Raw genomic sequence first — 17,737 nt, forward strand, 5'->3', positions numbered from 1 at the left:
TGGCAGACGATCTTCTCCGCCTCACAATGAGCGCCATGCTGACGTTTGACGAGGCGTGGCGCAAGAGCACCACCCAGGAATGCGACTGCTGCGGAAACGCCAGCCGACGCACGTGGACGATGGTCGACCGCGATGCTCGGCCGTACGCGGTGTTCTTCGCGGCCTGCTACGACCACGGACACGAGCGCGAGACCTGGATCGACGTCACCTTCGGCACCTGGGGCCAGGGCGCCGACCACCACGACCACGTGACCTTCGGCTGCCGGTTCGGCCGTGTGGCAGGCAGCGAGGCTCCCGCGGCGACGGCGGTCGACGCCGCCCGGGTCGCTCCGGACGACCCGCTGTTCGGCCAGAAGCTCAGCCGTGCAGAAGCGCTGTCACACCCTCGCGTCAAAGAGTTCTGGGAGGTCGTCGACCTCATCGTGCTGCACGACCCGCTCGTGCACCAGCACCACTACGGGCACGCGCCCGCCTGAGGTCCACGCCGCACGACCAGGCAGAAGTTCCGGCCTAGCGGCTCCGCAGCGACGTCGTGTACGCCATGCAGTCGGCGTACACCGGCAGGATGCCCGCCGCGGCCGCTTCGGCGAGCGTGGGTGCTTCGGCGTCGCGGGGCGACAGGATCGGCGAGCCGGTCGGCCAGTCGATGGCCAGCTGCGGGTCCAGCGGCGACACGGTGAACTCGCGCCCAGGCTGGTAGCCCTCGGAGCACAGGTAGGCCACGACCGCCGACTCGGACAGCACGCAGTAGGCGTGCCCGAGGCCCTCGCCCAGGTACAGCGCGTTGAAGGAGGTGTCGTCCAGCCGGACGGCCTCCCACTGGCCGAACGTGGGCGAGCCGACGCGCACGTCGACCACCACGTCGACGATCTCGCCGCTGACGCAGATCACGTACTTCGCCTGGCCGGGAGGCACCTGGGCGAAGTGCACCCCACGCAGCACGTTCCGGGCCGAGCGGGCGAGGTTGGCCTGCGCCAGCCGCAGCGGATGGCCGGCCGCGTCGGCGAACAGGTCCGAGCGGTACCACTCCAGGAACATGCCCCGATCGTCGGAGTGCTGGCGGGGATCCATCCGCCACGCGCCCTCGATCGACAGCGGTGTCAGCTTCATCGGCCCGCCTCCGCAATCCGGTACTGCACCAGGTCGATCAGGTAGCTGCCGTAGCCGCTCTTGACCAGCGGCTCGGCCAGTATGCGCAGCTCGTCGTCGCTGATGTAGCCGGCACGCCAGGCCACCTCCTCGACACAGCCGACCTTCAGGCCCTGCCGCTCCTCGATCACCCGGACGAACTCGGCCGCCTGCATCATGGACTGGAACGTGCCCGTGTCCAGCCATGCCGTGCCACGGTCCAGAACCGTCACGGTGAGCTCGTTCCGGCGCAGGTAGACCAGGTTCACGTCGGTGATCTCCAGCTCGCCGCGGTCGCTCGGCTTGAGGTCCCGGGCGATGTCGACCACCTGGTTGTCGTAGAAGTACAGGCCCGGAATGGCGTACCGGGATTTCGGCGCGACGGGTTTCTCCTCGATGGACACCGCGCGGCCGTCGACGAATTCGACCACGCCGTATTCCGACGGGTTGGCCACGTGGTGGGCGAAGATGCGCGCACCGTGGTCGCCGACGCTGCCGGCGAGCTGGCGCCCGAGGCCGCCGCCATAGAAGATGTTGTCGCCGAGAATCAGCGCGACCGATTCGTCGCCAATGAATTCAGCGCCGATGACGAATGCCTGGGCAATACCGGCCGGAACCGCTTGTGTCGCATATCCGATCGAGATTCCCCATCTGCGGCCGTCGCCGAGCAGTCGCTCGAATTGCGGCCTGTCGTCCGGTGTCGTGATGACCAGGATCTCCCGCACACCGGCCATCATCAGCGTGCTGAGCGGGTAATAGACCATCGGCTTGTCGTACACCGGCATCAGCTGCTTGGACACTGCCTGGGTGACCGGCCAGAGGCGGGAACCGGTACCACCGGCAAGGATGATGCCACGCATGATGTGCAACGTACCGGAGTCCTACTCTAGAATCCAAAGCCATGAAAATCCTGGTCACGGGAGGAGCCGGTTTCATCGGTTCCGAATACGTGCGCAATGTCCTCGGTGACGTCTACGGCGATGTCGATACGACGGTGACCGTTTTGGACAAGCTGACCTATTCCGGCAACATCGCGAACCTCGACGTCATCCGCGCGGACCCGCGCCTCACGTTCGTGCAGGGCGACATCTGCGATCGCGCGCTCGTGCACGACGTGATGCCCGGTCACGACGCGGTGGTCCACTTCGCGGCGGAGACCCACGTCGACCGCGCGGTGCATGAGCCGGCCGCGTTCGTGCAGACCAATGTGGTCGGTACCCAGGTGCTGCTGGAGGCCGCGCACCGGCATGGCGTCGGGCGCTTCGTGCACGTCTCCACCGACGAGGTTTACGGCTCGATCGAGCAGGGCTCGTGGACCGAGGACTGGCCGCTGGCCCCGCGCTCGGCGTACTCCGCCGCGAAGGCGGGCTCCGACCTGCTCGCGCTGGCGTACCACACCACCTACGGCCTGGACGTGGTGGTCACCCGCTGCTCCAACAACTACGGGCACCACCAGTTCCCGGAGAAGGTCATCCCGCTGTTCGTGACCAACCTGCTCGACGGCGGCACCGTGCCGCTGTACGGCGACGGGCTCAACATCCGCGACTGGCTGCACGTCTCCGACCACTGCCAGGGCATCAACCTGGTGCTGGCGAAGGGTCGGGCCGGGGAGATCTACCACATCGGCGGCGGCACCGAGCTCAACAACCGCGAGCTGACCGAGCGGCTGCTGACCGCGACCGGGCGGGACTGGTCTGCGGTGACCTACGTGGCCGACCGCCAGGGGCACGACCGGCGCTACTCGCTGAGCATCGAGAAGATCCGCGCCGAGCTGGGCTACGAGCCGGCGGTCTCGCTGGAGGACGGCCTGGCCAGCACGGTCGCCTGGTACCGCGACAACCGGACGTGGTGGGAGCCGCTCAAGGCACGCGCGGTGATCGGTTGATCCGGGTGCTCGTCACCGGCGCCGGCGGCATGCTGGGCGGTGACCTCGTCGCCGCGCTGCGGGGCGAGCCCGGCTTCAGCGTCGTCGGCTTGCGCCGGGACGAGCTCGACCTGCGTGAGGCAGCCGCGGTGCGCGCCGCGGTGGCCGGGGCGGACGTGGTCGTCAACACCGCCGCATGGACAGACGTGGACGGTGCCGAGGCCGACGAGGCCGCCGCCACCGCCGTCAACGGCACGGCCGTGGCGGTGCTCGCGGGAGCCTGCGCGGACCGCGGCGCCCGGCTGATCCAGATCTCGACGGACTACGTGCTGCCCGGGTCGGGGCAGACCGGCCCGTGGCCGGCGGACGCGCCCACCGGGCCGCTCAACGCGTATGGCCGCAGCAAGCTCGTGGGGGAGCTGGCCACTCGGGAGCTGTTGCCGGACACCGGCTACGTCGTGCGCACCGCGTGGCTCTACGGTGCGCACGGGCGCAACTTCCTGTCCACCATGCTGGCGCTGGCGCAGACCCGGCCCACCCTGTCCGTCGTCGACGACCAGCACGGCCAGCCGACGTGGACCGTCGAGCTGGCCCGGCAGCTGATCGGCCTCGCGGCGGCGGCCGTGGCCGGGCGTGCGCCCGCCGGCATCTACCACGGCACCGCCGCGGGCGAGACGACCTGGCACGGGTTCGCCCGCGCCATCTTCGCCGCCACCGGCCTGGACCCGGATCGCATCACTCCCGTCACCTCGGCGCAGTTCCCGCGACCCGCGATGCGGCCGGCGTACAGCGTGCTTGCACACGAAATGTGGGCCGGCACCGGCGTGCCGGTGCAGCCGGACTGGCAGCACCAGCTGCGGCAGGCGCTCGCCGCCGGGGTCGGCCGGCCGGTGGGCGAGCCGACCCGCGTCTGACGGCGCCGACGGCGGGACGGTATGCCGCCGTCCCGCCGATCAGGTGCACAGTCGTCCAGACGATGTATTGTCCGGGAACGACTGTGGGGGGAATGCCCGCTTGCACGACGGGGGCTCAGCCGTAACGCCAATCTTGATTGCTTTGTAGTCGGTCCATTGCGGAATGTCAGTTTGCTGACCCCTGTGATGCGGCGGCGACCATAGACTCGGCGGGTCGTGCAGCCACGGAGAGGACACGCCCGGCCAATGCGCAACTGGGCCGGTGCTGGGGGGGATCGAGTGTGAGCATCACCCAGACCTTGACCAAAACGCCAATCAATGCTGGATCACACGAGGAGGCCGAGGAAGGCATCACCGTCGTGCTGCCCCGGGTGCCCTCGGGCAACCAGGCCGGGTTCGCGCGGGTGAACTGGGAGACCGGATATGTCCGGCTCGCATTGCTGTGCGACTTCATGGTCGCCGCCTTCGCCGCGGTTTTCGCCGTCTACGTCCGGTTTGGTCAGACCTGGAACGATCCCTGGAACCGCATCCACGTCGCCATCGCGGTGCTGTTTCCGCTGGGGTGGCTGACGGCGCTGCTCGTGTCGCGTGCGTACGACTCGCGGTACATGTTCCTGGGCAACGAGGAATACCTGCGCGTGCTGCGCTCCGCGATGTGGCTCACCACGATCATCGCGTTCGCGTCGTACATGTTGAACCTCAACATCTCCCGGGCGTATCCGTTGATCGCCATTCCGATGGTGGTGGCGCTGGCCCTGGTCTGCCGGTATCTGCTGCGTCGCGGGCTGCACCGACGCTGGGCCGGCGGGCGCCTGCTGCGCCGCGTCATCGTGGCCGGGCACGAGCAGGCGGTGTGGGAGTTGACCGCGCAGCTGCGCCGCGAGCGTTACCACGGTATGGAGGTCGCGGGCGTCTGCCTGCCCTCCGAGCCGAAGCTGGCGGCCGCGATGCTGGGCCGCGGGCAGCGCCATCCGCGGGTGTACGGCACGCTCGACGTCAACCAGGTGGCCCACGCCGTCGCGGCTTCCGGCAGCGACACGGTCATCGTGCTGCCGTGTCCTGAGTTCGGCAGCAACGCGGTCCGGCGGCTCGCCTGGAAGCTGGAGCGTGACGAGATCGACCTGATCCTGGCCAGCGCCCTGATCGACGTCACCGGCGACCGGACGACCATCCGGCCCGTGGTGGGACTGCCGCTGCTGCACGTGGAGCACGCCCGGCTCAAGGGCGGCGGGCGCTACCTCAAGGAGGCGGTCGACTTCGTCGGCGGGCTGGCCGGCACGTTGCTGCTGCTGCCGTTCCTCGCCGTGATCGCGATGCTGATCAAGATCACCCCGGGCGGACGCGGTGCGGTGATCTTCCGGCAGGTGCGGGTGGGCCGCAACGGCGCTCCGTTCCAGATCTACAAGTTCCGCACCATGTACGTCGACGCGGAGAGTCAGCTGCACAAGTTGCGGGCGCTGAACGAGCACGACGGCTCGCTGTTCAAGATGCGCGCGGACCCGCGGATCACCCCGATCGGGCGCTGGCTGCGCAAGTACTCGCTCGACGAGCTGCCGCAGCTGCTCAACGTGCTCAAGGGCGACATGTCGCTGGTCGGCCCGCGACCGCCGCTGCCGACCGAGGTGGCCCAGTACGGCTTCGAGATGCGCCGGCGGCTGCTGGTCAAGCCGGGCCTGACCGGCCTGTGGCAGGTCTCCGGCCGCTCGGATCTGCCCTGGGCCGAGGCGGTGCGGCTGGACGTCCACTACGTCGAGAACTGGTCGTTGTGGATGGACCTGCTGATCCTGGCCCGCACCGCCCGGGCGGTGCTCAAGGGCACGGGCGCCTACTAGCGCCGATGAGCCGCTCCACGGCGGCGGTGACGCACATCCGGAGGCCTGTCGCAAGGTCGACATTAGGTGAGCGCTCGCCGCCGCCGTGACTAGGTTGTAGTCACCGGCGATCGCCGAGTGTGCCTCGCGTGAACACGTGGTTCGGCGAGGCCGATTTCCTGAGGATGACGATGAACGATTCCGTGCACCGAGAGCGTGTCGTGCTCGGTGGGATCACTGTTGACCTGCTCAGTGACGACGGGCTCATGACGGCCGTGCGCGACGCCCTCGAAAGCGGCGATCGCGGGCGGACGCTGGCGATCGCGTCCGCCAACATCGACCACATCCACCACTTCGCCGGCTCCGGCGACCTGCACGGGTCGACGCCGGACGTCGACTGGCTGGTCCTGCTCGACGGGGTGCCGCTGGTCCGGAAGGCCAGCCGGCTCACCGGTCGCGACGAGGCGAAGCTGTCGGGATCGGATCTTCTTCCGCGCATGGTCGAGCTCGCCGAACAGGCCGGTGCCACGCTGGGATTCCTCGGCGGCACGCCGGCGATGCACGGCAGGCTCGGCCTCGCGTTGGCCGAGCGCCACCCGACGCTGAAGGTGGTCGGGCAGTGGACGCCGAGCCGTGAGGTGGTCAACGACCCGGTCGGCAGCTCCGCACTCGCCGGCGAGATCCGCCAGGCGGGGCCGGAGATTCTGGTCGTGGGGCTCGGCAAGCCGCGTCAGGAGCGGTGGATCGCACGTCATGGCGCCGCGACCGGGGCCCGCGTCGTGCTCGCCTTCGGCGCCGCTGCCGACTTCCTGGCCGGGACCGTCGATCGCGCGCCCGACTGGGTGGTCGCCATGGGGGCGGAGTGGGCGTTCCGTCTGGTGCGTGAGCCTCGTCGGCTCGCCCGACGCTATCTCGTCCAGGGTCCGCCGGCGTGGTGGAAGCTGCGAACCAGGTCATATCTACCTTGATCAATGAAGTTCGACGACGTCGCCTGTGCCCGGTCGAGCTGTCCGCCCCCGAGGAGATGATGTGAACCGCTCCGCCGCCCGAGGATCTGTCGTCATTCCGGCGCACAACGAGGAAGCCGTGCTTGCGGCCTGCCTTGATTCGCTGGCCGGAGCCTTCGCCGACGGCGAGCTGGAGGGTGTGGTGGTCGCGAACGGGTGCACCGACGCGACGGCTGACCTCGCGCGGTCCTATCCAGGTGTGCACGTGGTCGAGCTGGCCGAGGGTTCGAAGCCCGCCGCGCTGCGCGCCGGCGAGCGGACCGTGTCGGCCCTTCCCCGCATCTACCTCGACGCCGACGTGGTGCTGCCCCTCTCGTCCGCCCGCACCCTCGTCGACCGCCTCACGCCGGGGCTCGGCGGTGACGTGGCGCTCGCCGCGCGGCCGCCCGTCCGCTATCGGCAGCAGACCTCGGACGGCCTGGTGCGCCGCTACTACCGGGCCCGGGCGCAGATTCCGGCGCTGCAGCGATCACTGTGGGGTGCCGGTGTGTACGCGGTGTCGGCCGAGGGCCGCCGGCGCTTCACGGAGTTTCCCGACCTGGTCGCCGACGACCTCTGGATCGATCAGCTGTTCGCGCCTGAGGAGATCGAGATCGTCGAGTGCGAGCCGGTGACGGTGACGACGCCCGGCGACGTGTCCAGTCTGCTGCGCATCCTCCGGCGGACCTACCGTGGCAAGTCGGAGTTCCACGCCGCCGCGCCGACGGCGCGCGAGACCGCCGGGGACACCGCCCGGGACATCCGCAAGCTCGCGTTCGGGTCCACCACCGGCCTCGTCGACGCCGCCACCTATTCCGGGCTCGTGGTGACGGCGCGGCTCGCGTCACGCCTGGCGCCCCGGCAGCGAAACGGCTGGGAACGCGATGCCAGCTCCCGTACGGACGTGAGGTGACCGTGGCACCGGACGGAGTTCGCGAACAGGGCCGGCAGCCCGCGCACACGCCAGGCGTGGACGCGACGGCGTTGATCGTCACCTACAACAGCGCCGCCGACGTCGGCACGCTGCTCGAAATGCTGCCCGCGGCGGCGGGCAGCCGCCGGTTGCGGGTGATCGTGCTCGACAACGCCTCCGTCGATCACACCGAGAGCGTCGTCGCCACGTTCCCGGAGGTGGAGTTCGTCAAGGTCGGCTGGAACGCCGGATACTCGGGCGCGATCAACGTCGGCCGCCGCCTGATCGACAGCGGGTCCAGGGCGACCGTCATCCTCAATCCGGACGTCGTTCCGGCACCGGGGTCGATCCAGGCATTGCTCGAGGCCCTCGAGCGACCGGGTGTCGGTGCCGCGGTGCCGCGATACGCCGAGCCCGACGGGCATGCGTTCCCGTCACTGCGACGCGAGCCGTCGGTGGGCCGCGCGCTCTTCGACGGTCTCCTCGGCGCGCACTGGCCAGGCCGACCCGCTCCGCTCTCGGAGATCGTCTGGGATCCCGAGGTGTACCGCAGGCCGGGACCGGCCGCCTGGGCGACAGGCGCGGTCCTGGCGATCGCCGGCACCGCGGATCGTGCGGTCGGCGCCTGGGACGACGCGCGCTTCTTCCTGTACTGCGAGGAGACCGACATCGCGCGGCGGCTGCGTGCTGCCGGCTACGTCGTCTGGTACGAACCTCGGGCGGAGGTGGCTCATCGGGGCGGTGGATCGGGCACCGGCGACGCCCTCGTCGCGCTGAACGCGGTCAACCGGATCCGCTACTACCGCAAATACCACGGCCGGATCGCCACGGCCGCGTTCCGGGCGGCGGTGATGCTCGGCGAGGTGATGCGGGTGCGGCGCTCGGCGAACCGCAGTGCGCTCCGCGCCCTGGTGCGTCCCGGGACATGGGGAAGCCTGCCCGGCGGCATCCGCGGCATCGCGCCCGCCACGACCCACCACGAGGAATGAGTTCATGCCACGCTTGGCCATCGTCACACCCAGCTACGCGCCGGACGCCGAGCTGTGCGCCGATCTGGTGCGCTCGGTCCTGGTCCACGGCTCGGCATCGGTCCAGCACCACATCATCGTCCCGCCGCGGGACCTGAAGCTGTTCGCGCATCTGCGGGACAGCCGGGTGCAGATTCATCCGACCAGTGACTTCCTGCCGGGCTCGGTGCTGCCCGTGCCGGGGACGAACCTGAACGTCAACCTGCGCCGGCCGTGGCCGCCGATCCGGGGCTGGGTCCTGCAGCAGATCACCAAGCTCGCGGCGGCGTCCCACTTCGATGCCGACGTCGTCCTGCTGGTGGACTCGGACACGGAGTTCGTCCGGCCCTTCGGTCCGGAGACCTACCTGCAGGACGGGGTCGTCCGCTTCTACCGCCTGCCGCACGCGGTCGACAACCAGCTGCCGAGACACGTGCTCTGGCACCACGCTGCGCGCAGGCTGCTGGGACTGCCGCCGGCAGAGCCGCCCTTCCACGACTACGTCAACATGCCCTGCGCATGGAGCCCCGCGCTGGTGCGCGCGATGCAGCGACGTATCGGTGAGGTCACCGGCCGGCCCTGGCAGTCGGCGGTCGGCGGCCAGCTGCACGTGTCCGAGATGATGCTGTACGGCGTGTTCGTCGACCACCTGGCCGACGAGTCGGCCCGCGGGTTCACCCGCTCGGACATGATGTGCCGCAACCACTACGACGAGGTTCCGCTCACCGAGAACGAGCTGAGAAGTTTCAGCGACGACCTGGCCGACGGCGACATCGCGGTGATGGTTTCCGCGAAGTCCGGCACACCGCGGTCCGTGCGCCGGTCCGTGTTGGACACACTGGCCCAGCGCAGCGATTAAGGCCCGCTGCCCGCCCTCCGCGGTGCGTGCAGGCCCGGCGCAGAGCGGGCAGGGCGAGCCGGCCGCCGCTGTGCGGATGTCGGTTAACCGACAGGCGCGGTAATCCGACCGGCTGACGGCCGCGTCGTTTGCCAGCATGGAAGGCGATCGTTCGGAATCCGTCCCTCGGCAGCGGCGATCCGGTCACAACCGTCGTATGGACTGGGCGCGGGCGAGGCGGACCTGCCATTCTCATCCACACACCACCTCGACGGCCCGGGATGGGTCGCCGCCGCCGCGCTTATCATCGGCGGTGGCGACGACGGCGTCCGATGCCGTTCGCGTCGGCGACTCCGTTCGGCGAGATCGAAAGGACTCACGGATGCGCAAGATACGGGGCACGACGTACGTCGGAAAGGCGCACTCCGGATCATCGTTGCCCTACGTCGGCCGCGGGCCGTTCAGGAACTGGACACGGCCGCCGCAGTGGCGCCTCGACGCAGGCGGCCTCTCTCCGGACGCCAAGTCCAGCATGGGATCCCGGCTCATCGCCACGTTCGTCCTGCTGGCCTTCCTGTGCCCGGCCGACATGGTCATCAAAGTGGTCGGCGCGAGCGGGCACGCCGCAGGCCTGTTCGGGTTGACGCTGCTTGCGTTCTGGGTCGTCTCCAGTCTCCTGGGATTTCACGATCCGCTGCACACGCGACATCCGACGCGCGCCGTCGTCGGGCTGATGATCGTTTCGTCCCTGTTGTCGTATGCGGCGATGCCCTTCTACAACCCGACCGAGGTGCAGAGCCTCAGCGCCCTGCGGTGGATGCTGCAGTGGCTGTGCATCGCGGGCATCGTGGTGGTCACGGCGGAGTTCATCCGTGCGAAGCGCGACCTGATCCGCGTGGTGCGCGTCCTCGTCTGGGGTGCTGCCGTGTCGGGGGTCGTCGCCGCGGTCCAGTTCGCCACCGGCTGGGACCCGGCCGGGCTGCTGCGGTCGGTGATGCTCGGGTTCTCGCTCAATGCGGAGATCGTGCTCGACACGAGAGGAACGCTCACCCGCGCCATCGGAACCGCCGGGCACCCCATCGAACTCGGCGTGATCGCGGGCATGATCCTGCCGCTGGCGTTCTGGCTTCTGATCTACGACGAGGAGCGTTCGCGGCTGTCGCGGCTGCTGGCGATCGCCGGGGTGGGCCTCGCGATTCCGGTGTCGGTCACGCGCAGCGCCGTGCTGGCGACGGCGATCGGGCTGGGCGTCCTCGTGGTGCTGCTGCCGGCCCGGCACCGGATGTGGATCCTGGGCTTCGCCCCGCTCGCCGCCGTGGCGGTGTTCATCTCGACGCCGGGTTACCTGCGTACGATCAGCAGTTTCATCATCGCGGGGTCCACCGACCCGTCCGTCATGAACCGAACAAACAACTATCCGATCGTCGAGCGGCTGGTGACCGAAGCGCCGTGGCTGGGACGCGGCGGCGGCACGTACATCCAGCGTGATCTGACGAAGGTGCTCGACAACGAGTACCTCATGGCGGCGATCGAACTGGGCCTCATCGGTCTCGTCTGCATGGTCCTCTACTTCCTCGTGCCGGTCCTGACCGCTCTGAACGCTCGGCGGATGGAGGACTGGACGATGCGTTCACTGTGCGCCGCGCTGGCAGGCGGTACGCTCGCGGCTGCGGTCTGCGGCCTGACATTCGATTCGCTTTCCTTCGCCCAGTTCGCATGCGTGCACGCGGTCTTCGTCGGGCTGTGCGGATCGTGCTGGCTGTATTCGACAGCTGACCAACCCGCCGACGACGGCGCGGTGGCGCTCGTCGGCGAGACTGCCAAGCCGGCAGCGTTCCCAGGTTAAGGAGCTAGACAACATGGACTTGCTGACACTGTTCGCCACCCTTCGGCGGCATCGTTGGGCCACACTCGTGGTCATGCTCGTCGTGATCGTCGGCGAGGTGTTCGTCGTCTTCATGGTGCCGACGCGCTATGAGACGAGCGCGGTTTATGTGCTGGTCCAGCCACCGCCCGCCCCCACCGAAGCGCAGATTCTGGCCAACCCCGCGCTGGGCAAGTTGAATTCGGACAATCCGCTCCTGCGGGTCGATCCGTACTCCCTCGTAGAAGTCGTCTCACAGCGCATGAGCAGCGATTTGATCGGCAAGGCGCTCGTCGCCCAGGGCGCGGACGAGGACTACAAGGTCGAGCCGAGCAACCAGATCGGCGGTGGTTCCATCCTGCTGATCACCGGCACGGGCACGTCGGCCGAGGCGTCCGTGAAGACGCTGGACCTCGTGACAAGCCGGATGCTCAGCGAGTTCAACGCGATGCAGCTCGTCAACCAGGCCGACGCCCGCTTCCTCATCCAGGCGCAGCTCGTCAGCAAGAGTGAGACGGAACAGAAGCTGACCGGGACACTGCGATCGGTGATCGTGGTGTTCGTCGCGGGTCTGGTTCTGCTGTTCGCCGTCATCTCGATCGCGGAGGCCCGCAAGTCGAAGCCCAAGCAGACGACCACGGCCAAGGCGACGGGTGTGGCCGACGCCCCGCAGATCTGGTTGACGGACCTCGCCGAGTGGCAGCCGGCCGACGCCACTGAGGCGACGACGGTGATACCGAAGATTGCCGACAGTGCGACGGTCCCGGCCGCGGCACTGATGTCCTCTTCGAACGGATATAGTGCGATGAGTGACGGTGCGGACGGGGCGGGTCCCGGTCCGGTCGATGCGGAAAAGCCCGATGAGGCCATGGTGGAGAAGGATCCCGATCGCCCCGCGTGACACGTGACCGATTCCGAGGGTCGACGCCGGTCGAGCTTCTCGGCTGAATGTCGGTCTCGAAGAATCGGCAATCCGGGGGCGGTGGATGTCGTGATCGAGGCATGCACCGCGTTCGGGTGACGGAATAGAACCGCGACGAACATTGGAGTCGGATGCGACGCGCAGGACTGCTCAGGCCACGGCCCTTCCATCTCGTCATCGGCCTGGTGGCCGTCGGCCTGGTCGTCACCTCGTCCGCCGTGTTCGGCACGGATCGCGACGAGGCCGGCAAGGCGCTGCCCAAGTCGCCGGAGACGTGCCTCTCGGCGGCACCGACGGACGCCGGCACGGTGACGGCGCGGCCGTCCGAAGGATCAGCCGGTGGCGCGTGCGACGTGTCGGTCCGGCTGCAGCCGGTCGACGGGGGCACCGACTACTACGGCCGGTTCACCCATCCGCTGCCTACCGCTGCGTCGTTCTTCCCCATCGGGGTGTGGTTCGCGAGCGTGGTCGACCCGTCGGACATTGCCATGGACACCGAGGCCGGCATCAACCTGTACGTGGCGCTGACGGAGGACTCCCGGCTCAACATGATCAGGGACGCGGGTTCCTACGCCATGACGAACACCCGGATGGGCAACGGTGCCGAGAGCGTCGCCTGGATGCTCGCCGACGAGTTCGACATGACCGGGGGTCCCGGTGACGGGGCTGTCAAGGGGGATGCCTGCGAGTCGCCGGATACGCCCTGTGGTTACACCCAAATGGAAAAGGCCCGCGCGTCGTTCCCGAAGGACGGCCGGATGCGGTATGCGAACTACGGCAAGGGTGTGACGTTCTGGGAGACCGACGCGCAGGCAGCGCGCTTCGTGAACGAGTACCAGGACGTCGTGTCGGCCGACAACTACTGGTTCACCGACCGCAACGTCTGCATCCCGTCGGAGGGCGGGACCTTCTTCATGGAGACCGACCTGGTCGACGGCCGCCTACCGGAGCATCTGTGCCACCGCGCGGCGAACTACGGCCTGACCATGGACCGGGTCCGCGAGCTGGTGTCGCCGGCCGGCAGCAAGCCGGTGTGGGCCTTCGTCGAAGTCGGCCATCCGTCGGGGTCTGACCAGGACGCCTGGCCGACGATCAAGCCGGATGAGATCGTGGCCGCGGTGTGGAGCAGCCTGATTCACGGCGCGCGCGGCATCATCTACTTCAATCACAGCTTCGGCGGCCCGTGCCCGTCGCACAATGTTCTTCGAGAGCGCTGCTATGCGAAGACCCGCGACACGGTGATCAAGCTGAACGCGCAGATCAAGCGGCTGGCACCGGTATTGAACGCGCCGTTCGCCATCAACGCGGTGACCGCCTCACCCGGTGTCGACGTCGCGACCAAGTGGCACGACAACCAGTACCACGTGCTGGCCGGGTCGAAGCAGCACACGTCGCAGACTGCGGATTTCCAGCTTGCCTGCACCGGTGACGGCACTGCCACGGTGATCGACGAGGGCAGGACGCTCCCGATCAAGAACGGCCGTTTCACGGACGCGTTCAAGGACGGAAACGCCGTGCACCTATACGAGATCAACGTGCCGGGATGCGGTTATTCAGCCGGTTGACCGGCGCCGACCGGGGTCGCGACGTCCGCGACCTCGGTCAGTGGGGTCTGGAACGGGGTGAGATCGCCGAGCTGATCGATGTCCCGTTCCCACCACCGCTCGGCGAGCAGCTTCGCGATCGTCTGCTCGGAGAACCGGTACTTCACCACCCGGCCCGGATTGCCGAGCACCACGGCGTAGGGCGGCACGTCCCGGTTCACCACGGCGCCCGCGCCGATCACCGCACCGTGCCCGATCCGATTGACCTCGGGCAGGATGACCGCGTTGGCGCCGATCCACACGTCGCTGCCGATATCCAGCGGCCGGTGCTCGACCAGCCACTTGTCGGTCAGGCCGAGCTCCGGGTTGAAGAACAGGCCGCTGGTGCTCTTGAAGGTCAGCGGGTGGTTGTGGTTGACGATCCGGACATTGGCGGCGATGGAGCAGTACCGGCCGATGGTCGTGTCCCGATCGATCATCCACGGCACGAAGCAGCCGTGGCTGTACATGCCGATCTCCACGCCCCAGTACTTCCTGAAGATCTCCCGCAGGGTCGGCGACGTGAACTCGTCGGCCTCCAGCCGGCGTAGGAGCCACAGCACCAGGCTTCGTACGCGCGGTCGGGGGATCCTGTAGGCGTTGACCAACAATCGCCGGATCATTCGGCCTCCTGCCAGATGACGGTCACGGCTCGATGACAACGGCTTGGCGCGGCACACCCCACCGTGATCGGCGCGTCAAGGCGTTCTCAGCGAATCGGCTGGGAGATTACCAGGTGCGATCGGGCGTGCAGACGGTCGATCGGGAAGACGACCGACCGTCCAATGTTCGCGCGCAGTCAGCTCACCGGCTGCGCGCGGCCATTGCGCCGGAGATGCGGCGGCGATGGCGGAGGGCGGTGCGAGCGCCTTCCGCCATCGGCCAGGTGTTGCTCACACCGTGTTCATCTGGCGTGAGATTTTGACGAACTGTGCCGCGTTCGCGACGTAGAACGCCTCCGCATAGGGCACATACACGCGCAGTGCGCGGTAACGGTTCAGCCCGAGCGCACCGTCGGTGTAGTGCAGGCCTTTGACCTGGGAGGCGTAGAGATCGATGGCGTGCCGTTTCACGTCGACGACATCGGTGATGTCCACCGCCACGTTCGGCCACAGCGGGGACCAGATCTCGTAGCACCAGACGTCGCCACTCCAGCCGGTCAGCGTCAACGCCTCTGCCACGCCCATGGCGGCCGCGGTGTGGTCGCGATGGTGGTCCGACACGAACGGGCAGAAGACCTGGTCCGGCGCGATATCGCGCAACAGCTCCGCCAGCCTTGCGCCGATGCCCGGCTCGTGCAGCGCCATGGCACCCGTCGGGAAGTCCAGCCACTCCACACGCTCGAAGCCCATGTACGCGGCCGCCTGACGCGACTCCTCCTTGCGCGTTCGATCATCCTCCGGCGAGGCGCCGCCGGCGCAGAAGACGACGCTGATCTCACTGCCCAGTCGCCGGTGCAGGGCCAGCGTGCCGCCAGGGCCGATCACGTCGTCGTCCATATGCGGCGCCACGACCAGGATGCGCTTGCGCTCCACCGGCCGCAGCTGAACCGGCAGGCGATGGGTCACCCGGTGCAGCCTGCGCAGCAGGCGTAGCGCGCCGAACTCGCGTATACGGCGGATGGGCGGGGTATTCAATAACGACACGAATTCCACGTTGTTTACACCAGACCACGATGAGGACGGGCGGACATCGGAGAAGAGGAGCCAGGCAGGGTTGACATCCATTCCGAGTGGAGCAGTTTACGGTGGCGCGCGCCGTGCGTTTGCGATTGCTTGACGGACAGGGCGCGACAATTGGAGATCCGCGGCCGCCGCGCCTTGCGCTGCCGGGGAGTCGTGCCTGCCGGTCATCATCCCTGAACGTGGCCTCTACGCCAAGCGCAAGTGTCAACACTGCGGGTGAACAGGGGGTCAGGGTTCTCGCGCGTGCCGGTCGGTGTGGAAGCCACCGCCGATACGACGACAGTCGGCTACCTGTCGCACGACAGCGAAGCGGAAGCGAACGCTGCGTTCGGTATGGTGTGGCCGGCGAGGGCGTGCATCCGGTTCGGCGTGTCGCGCCGGCGCGGGGCATGGGCCGCGATGACCTCGAAGGACACGTGATGACTGCTGATCGCACGGAAACCGCCGCGCCCGGCTTCACCGCCACCGGCGCGCCATCCGGATCGGCGCACCGCGACTCCGCCATGGACGAGACGGCCGAGCTGCCGGTGACGATGCGCGTGCCGACGGTCAGGGACGGTCAGGCCACGGAGACGGCGGAACCGTCGTCGCCCGCGGTCGAACCGCCGGCGGGCCGGTTGCCGCGCGGGGCCGTGCTGTGGTCGTACGTCCTGACGATCGGCCGCTTCGGGACCACGGCCGGGGTCACCATCGTCATGGCCAAGTTCCTCGAACCCGCGGATTACGGCCTGGTGGCGCTGGCCATGGTATGGGTCACCTTCGCGCAGTCGCTGTCCCTCCACGGGACGGTGCAGGCCATCGTGCAGCGCGAGGAGGTCGACGACAGCCACTTCGACGCGGCCTTCTGGACCACGGCGGGCACGGGCGTGGCGCTGGCGGCCGTGTTCGCGATCGCGGTGCCGCTGTGGGCGGGGCTGAACCAGACTCCGGACCTGATCCCGATCTGCCTGGCGCTGGCGCCGGTGATGGTGCTCAACGCGACGGTCGTGGTGCCCGACGCGATCCTGCGCCGCCAGCTGAAGTTCCGCTCGCTGTCGGTGCGCTGGCTGCTGGCCGGGCTGGTCAGCGGTGTCGTCGGCATCGTCGGTGCGATCATCGGCTGGGGTGTCTGGGCGCTCGTGGCACAGCAGCTCGTCATGACCACGTTCTCGGCCGTCGCCGTCTGGATCGCGGTGCAGTGGCGGCCGCGGTTCCGTCGCATCGGTCCCGCGCTGCGAGAACTGCGGCAGTACTCACTGCACTCGCTGTCGGGCTTCTTCGCCTACTTCGTCGCGATGCGCACCGACGCGCTCCTGCTCGGCCCGCTCTTCGGCCCCACCGCCATCGGCCTCTACCGGTTCATCACCCGTATCCCCGAGATGCTCAACGACGTCGCCACCGGCGGCCTCGCCCAGGTCGCGATGCCCCACCTGTCGCGTGCGGCGCCGTCCCGCGAGGAGTTCGACCGTTACGCCGCCCGATACATCCACACCGGCACGCTGATCGCCTACCCGGCGCTGGGTGTCCTCTTCGCGGTCGGTCCGCTGTTCCTGCAGTGGATCGGTCCCCAGTGGACCCCGGCCGGATCGGCGTTCCAGGTTCTTTGCGTCGCCATGGCGGCGGTCGCACTGGGTCCGCTGATGGGTGCGATCTACCAGGCGGCCGGCCGTCCGGACACGCTGGCAGCGATCAACTGGGCGTCGGCCGCGGCGACCGTCGCCGGCATGCTGGTAGCGGGAGCGCTGTTCCACGATGCCGATCCCGGCACGCAGGTCCTGGCCATCGCCACGACGTTCGCGATCCTCCAGTGGGTCACCACCATCGTCGCGCTCGCGCTGATGTTCTCGCAGGTCATGATTCGTTCGATGGCCGCCGGCCTGCGGCCGTCGCTGCCCGCGGCCGTCGCTGCGGTCGCGGCCGGCGCTGCGGGTCCCGCGGTCCGGCCGCTGCTGCACGGCACGAACGCGACTGTCGGCCTGATCGTCACCGGTGTCGTCGCCGCCGCGGCGGGTCTGGCGGTGCTGACGGCAACCGAGCGCGAGGTGTCGACGCGCGTCGCCCGGATCGTGCGCGGCCGTCGCTGAGCGTCGACGTCCGGCACGCGAACCGGGCCTGGAGGTTGTCAGATATGCGACGACCAGGGCAGTTGTGCGCGCTCGGCCATTCAAGCGCGTGACTTCCTCCGGTCCGGACCCGCATCTCGCCGCCGTGTGGGCGCTGTTCGACCGACCGGCACTGACCCG

At 68.7% G+C, this 17,737-nt stretch carries 16 protein-coding genes and 1 pseudogene; 13 read left to right on the forward strand and 4 right to left on the reverse strand.

Features of this window, described 5'->3' with window-relative positions; all coding sequences use genetic code 11:
* Positions 1-35 precede the first annotated feature (35 nt).
* Entirely contained in the window at positions 36-476 is a 441-nt protein-coding gene (locus FLL47_RS10675; RefSeq protein ID WP_144120316.1) for a hypothetical protein, read from the forward strand.
* 34 nt (positions 477-510) lie between these two features.
* On the opposite strand, the gene rfbC is transcribed toward FLL47_RS10675, so the two are convergent.
* Positions 511-1,110, reverse strand: coding sequence for a dTDP-4-dehydrorhamnose 3,5-epimerase (gene rfbC / locus FLL47_RS10680; RefSeq protein WP_144120317.1), 600 nt, complete (start codon positions 1,108-1,110; stop codon positions 511-513).
* Positions 1,107-1,988 carry a glucose-1-phosphate thymidylyltransferase RfbA gene (gene rfbA / locus FLL47_RS10685; protein WP_144120318.1) on the reverse strand — a complete coding sequence of 294 codons (882 nt, stop codon included), beginning with the start codon at positions 1,986-1,988 and terminating at the stop codon, positions 1,107-1,109. The genes rfbC and rfbA overlap by 4 nt, the downstream gene beginning before the upstream one ends.
* A gap of 41 nt (positions 1,989-2,029) precedes the next feature.
* Between rfbA and rfbB the strand changes: the two genes are divergently transcribed.
* The 10 genes from rfbB (at position 2,030) to FLL47_RS10735 (ending at position 13,812) form a co-directional block, all read left to right on the forward strand.
* Complete coding sequence (gene rfbB / locus FLL47_RS10690; RefSeq protein ID WP_144120319.1) at positions 2,030-3,013, forward strand: dTDP-glucose 4,6-dehydratase; 984 nt, start codon at positions 2,030-2,032, stop codon at positions 3,011-3,013.
* Positions 3,010-3,906, forward strand: coding sequence for a dTDP-4-dehydrorhamnose reductase (rfbD, locus tag FLL47_RS10695; protein ID WP_144120320.1), 897 nt, complete (start codon positions 3,010-3,012; stop codon positions 3,904-3,906). The genes rfbB and rfbD overlap by 4 nt, the downstream gene beginning before the upstream one ends.
* Positions 3,907-4,205: 299 nt before the next feature.
* Positions 4,206-5,738 (forward strand): sugar transferase, encoded by a 1,533-nt coding sequence (locus tag FLL47_RS10700; protein WP_246157787.1) that lies wholly within the window; start codon positions 4,206-4,208, stop codon positions 5,736-5,738.
* Positions 5,739-5,866: 128 nt separating this feature from the next.
* Entirely contained in the window at positions 5,867-6,685 is an 819-nt protein-coding gene (locus FLL47_RS10705; protein WP_144120321.1) for a WecB/TagA/CpsF family glycosyltransferase, read from the forward strand.
* 61 nt (positions 6,686-6,746) lie between these two features.
* Entirely contained in the window at positions 6,747-7,616 is an 870-nt protein-coding gene (locus tag FLL47_RS10710; RefSeq protein WP_186315647.1) for a glycosyltransferase family 2 protein, read from the forward strand.
* Positions 7,613-8,605 (forward strand): glycosyltransferase family 2 protein, encoded by a 993-nt coding sequence (locus tag FLL47_RS10715; protein WP_186315648.1) that lies wholly within the window; start codon positions 7,613-7,615, stop codon positions 8,603-8,605. Before FLL47_RS10710 ends, FLL47_RS10715 begins: the two co-directional genes overlap by 4 nt.
* Before the next feature lie 4 nt (positions 8,606-8,609).
* Complete coding sequence (locus tag FLL47_RS42795) at positions 8,610-9,482, forward strand: DUF6492 family protein (RefSeq protein WP_186315649.1); 873 nt, start codon at positions 8,610-8,612, stop codon at positions 9,480-9,482.
* A 361-nt stretch (positions 9,483-9,843) separates the two neighbouring features.
* Positions 9,844-11,307, forward strand: coding sequence for an O-antigen ligase family protein (locus FLL47_RS10725; RefSeq protein WP_186315650.1), 1,464 nt, complete (start codon positions 9,844-9,846; stop codon positions 11,305-11,307).
* Positions 11,308-11,320: 13 nt separating this feature from the next.
* Entirely contained in the window at positions 11,321-12,226 is a 906-nt protein-coding gene (locus FLL47_RS10730) for a Wzz/FepE/Etk N-terminal domain-containing protein (protein WP_144120325.1), read from the forward strand.
* 485 nt (positions 12,227-12,711) lie between these two features.
* Positions 12,712-13,812: a hypothetical protein gene (locus tag FLL47_RS10735; protein ID WP_222106033.1), complete on the forward strand. Its 1,101-nt coding sequence runs from the start codon at positions 12,712-12,714 to the stop codon at positions 13,810-13,812.
* Positions 13,813-13,898: 86 nt separating this feature from the next.
* Here FLL47_RS10735 and FLL47_RS44990 read toward each other — a convergent pair.
* Both FLL47_RS44990 and FLL47_RS10745 read right to left on the reverse strand, forming a co-directional pair.
* Positions 13,899-14,105 (reverse strand): annotated as a pseudogene (locus FLL47_RS44990) (LbetaH domain-containing protein); the annotation flags it as partial.
* Between the two features lie 618 nt (positions 14,106-14,723).
* Entirely contained in the window at positions 14,724-15,485 is a 762-nt protein-coding gene (locus FLL47_RS10745) for a PIG-L deacetylase family protein (protein ID WP_186315651.1), read from the reverse strand.
* A gap of 273 nt (positions 15,486-15,758) precedes the next feature.
* Here FLL47_RS10745 and FLL47_RS42800 point away from each other — a divergent pair, with 273 nt between their 5' ends.
* Both FLL47_RS42800 and FLL47_RS10750 read left to right on the forward strand, forming a co-directional pair.
* Entirely contained in the window at positions 15,759-15,935 is a 177-nt protein-coding gene (locus FLL47_RS42800) for a hypothetical protein (RefSeq protein ID WP_186315652.1), read from the forward strand.
* Entirely contained in the window at positions 15,935-17,578 is a 1,644-nt protein-coding gene (locus FLL47_RS10750) for a lipopolysaccharide biosynthesis protein (RefSeq protein ID WP_186315653.1), read from the forward strand. The genes FLL47_RS42800 and FLL47_RS10750 overlap by 1 nt, the downstream gene beginning before the upstream one ends.
* Positions 17,579-17,737: the final 159 nt, after the last annotated feature.

This window comes from Catellatospora sichuanensis (genome assembly GCF_007483665.1).
Lineage (GTDB): Bacteria > Actinomycetota > Actinomycetes > Mycobacteriales > Micromonosporaceae > Catellatospora > Catellatospora sichuanensis.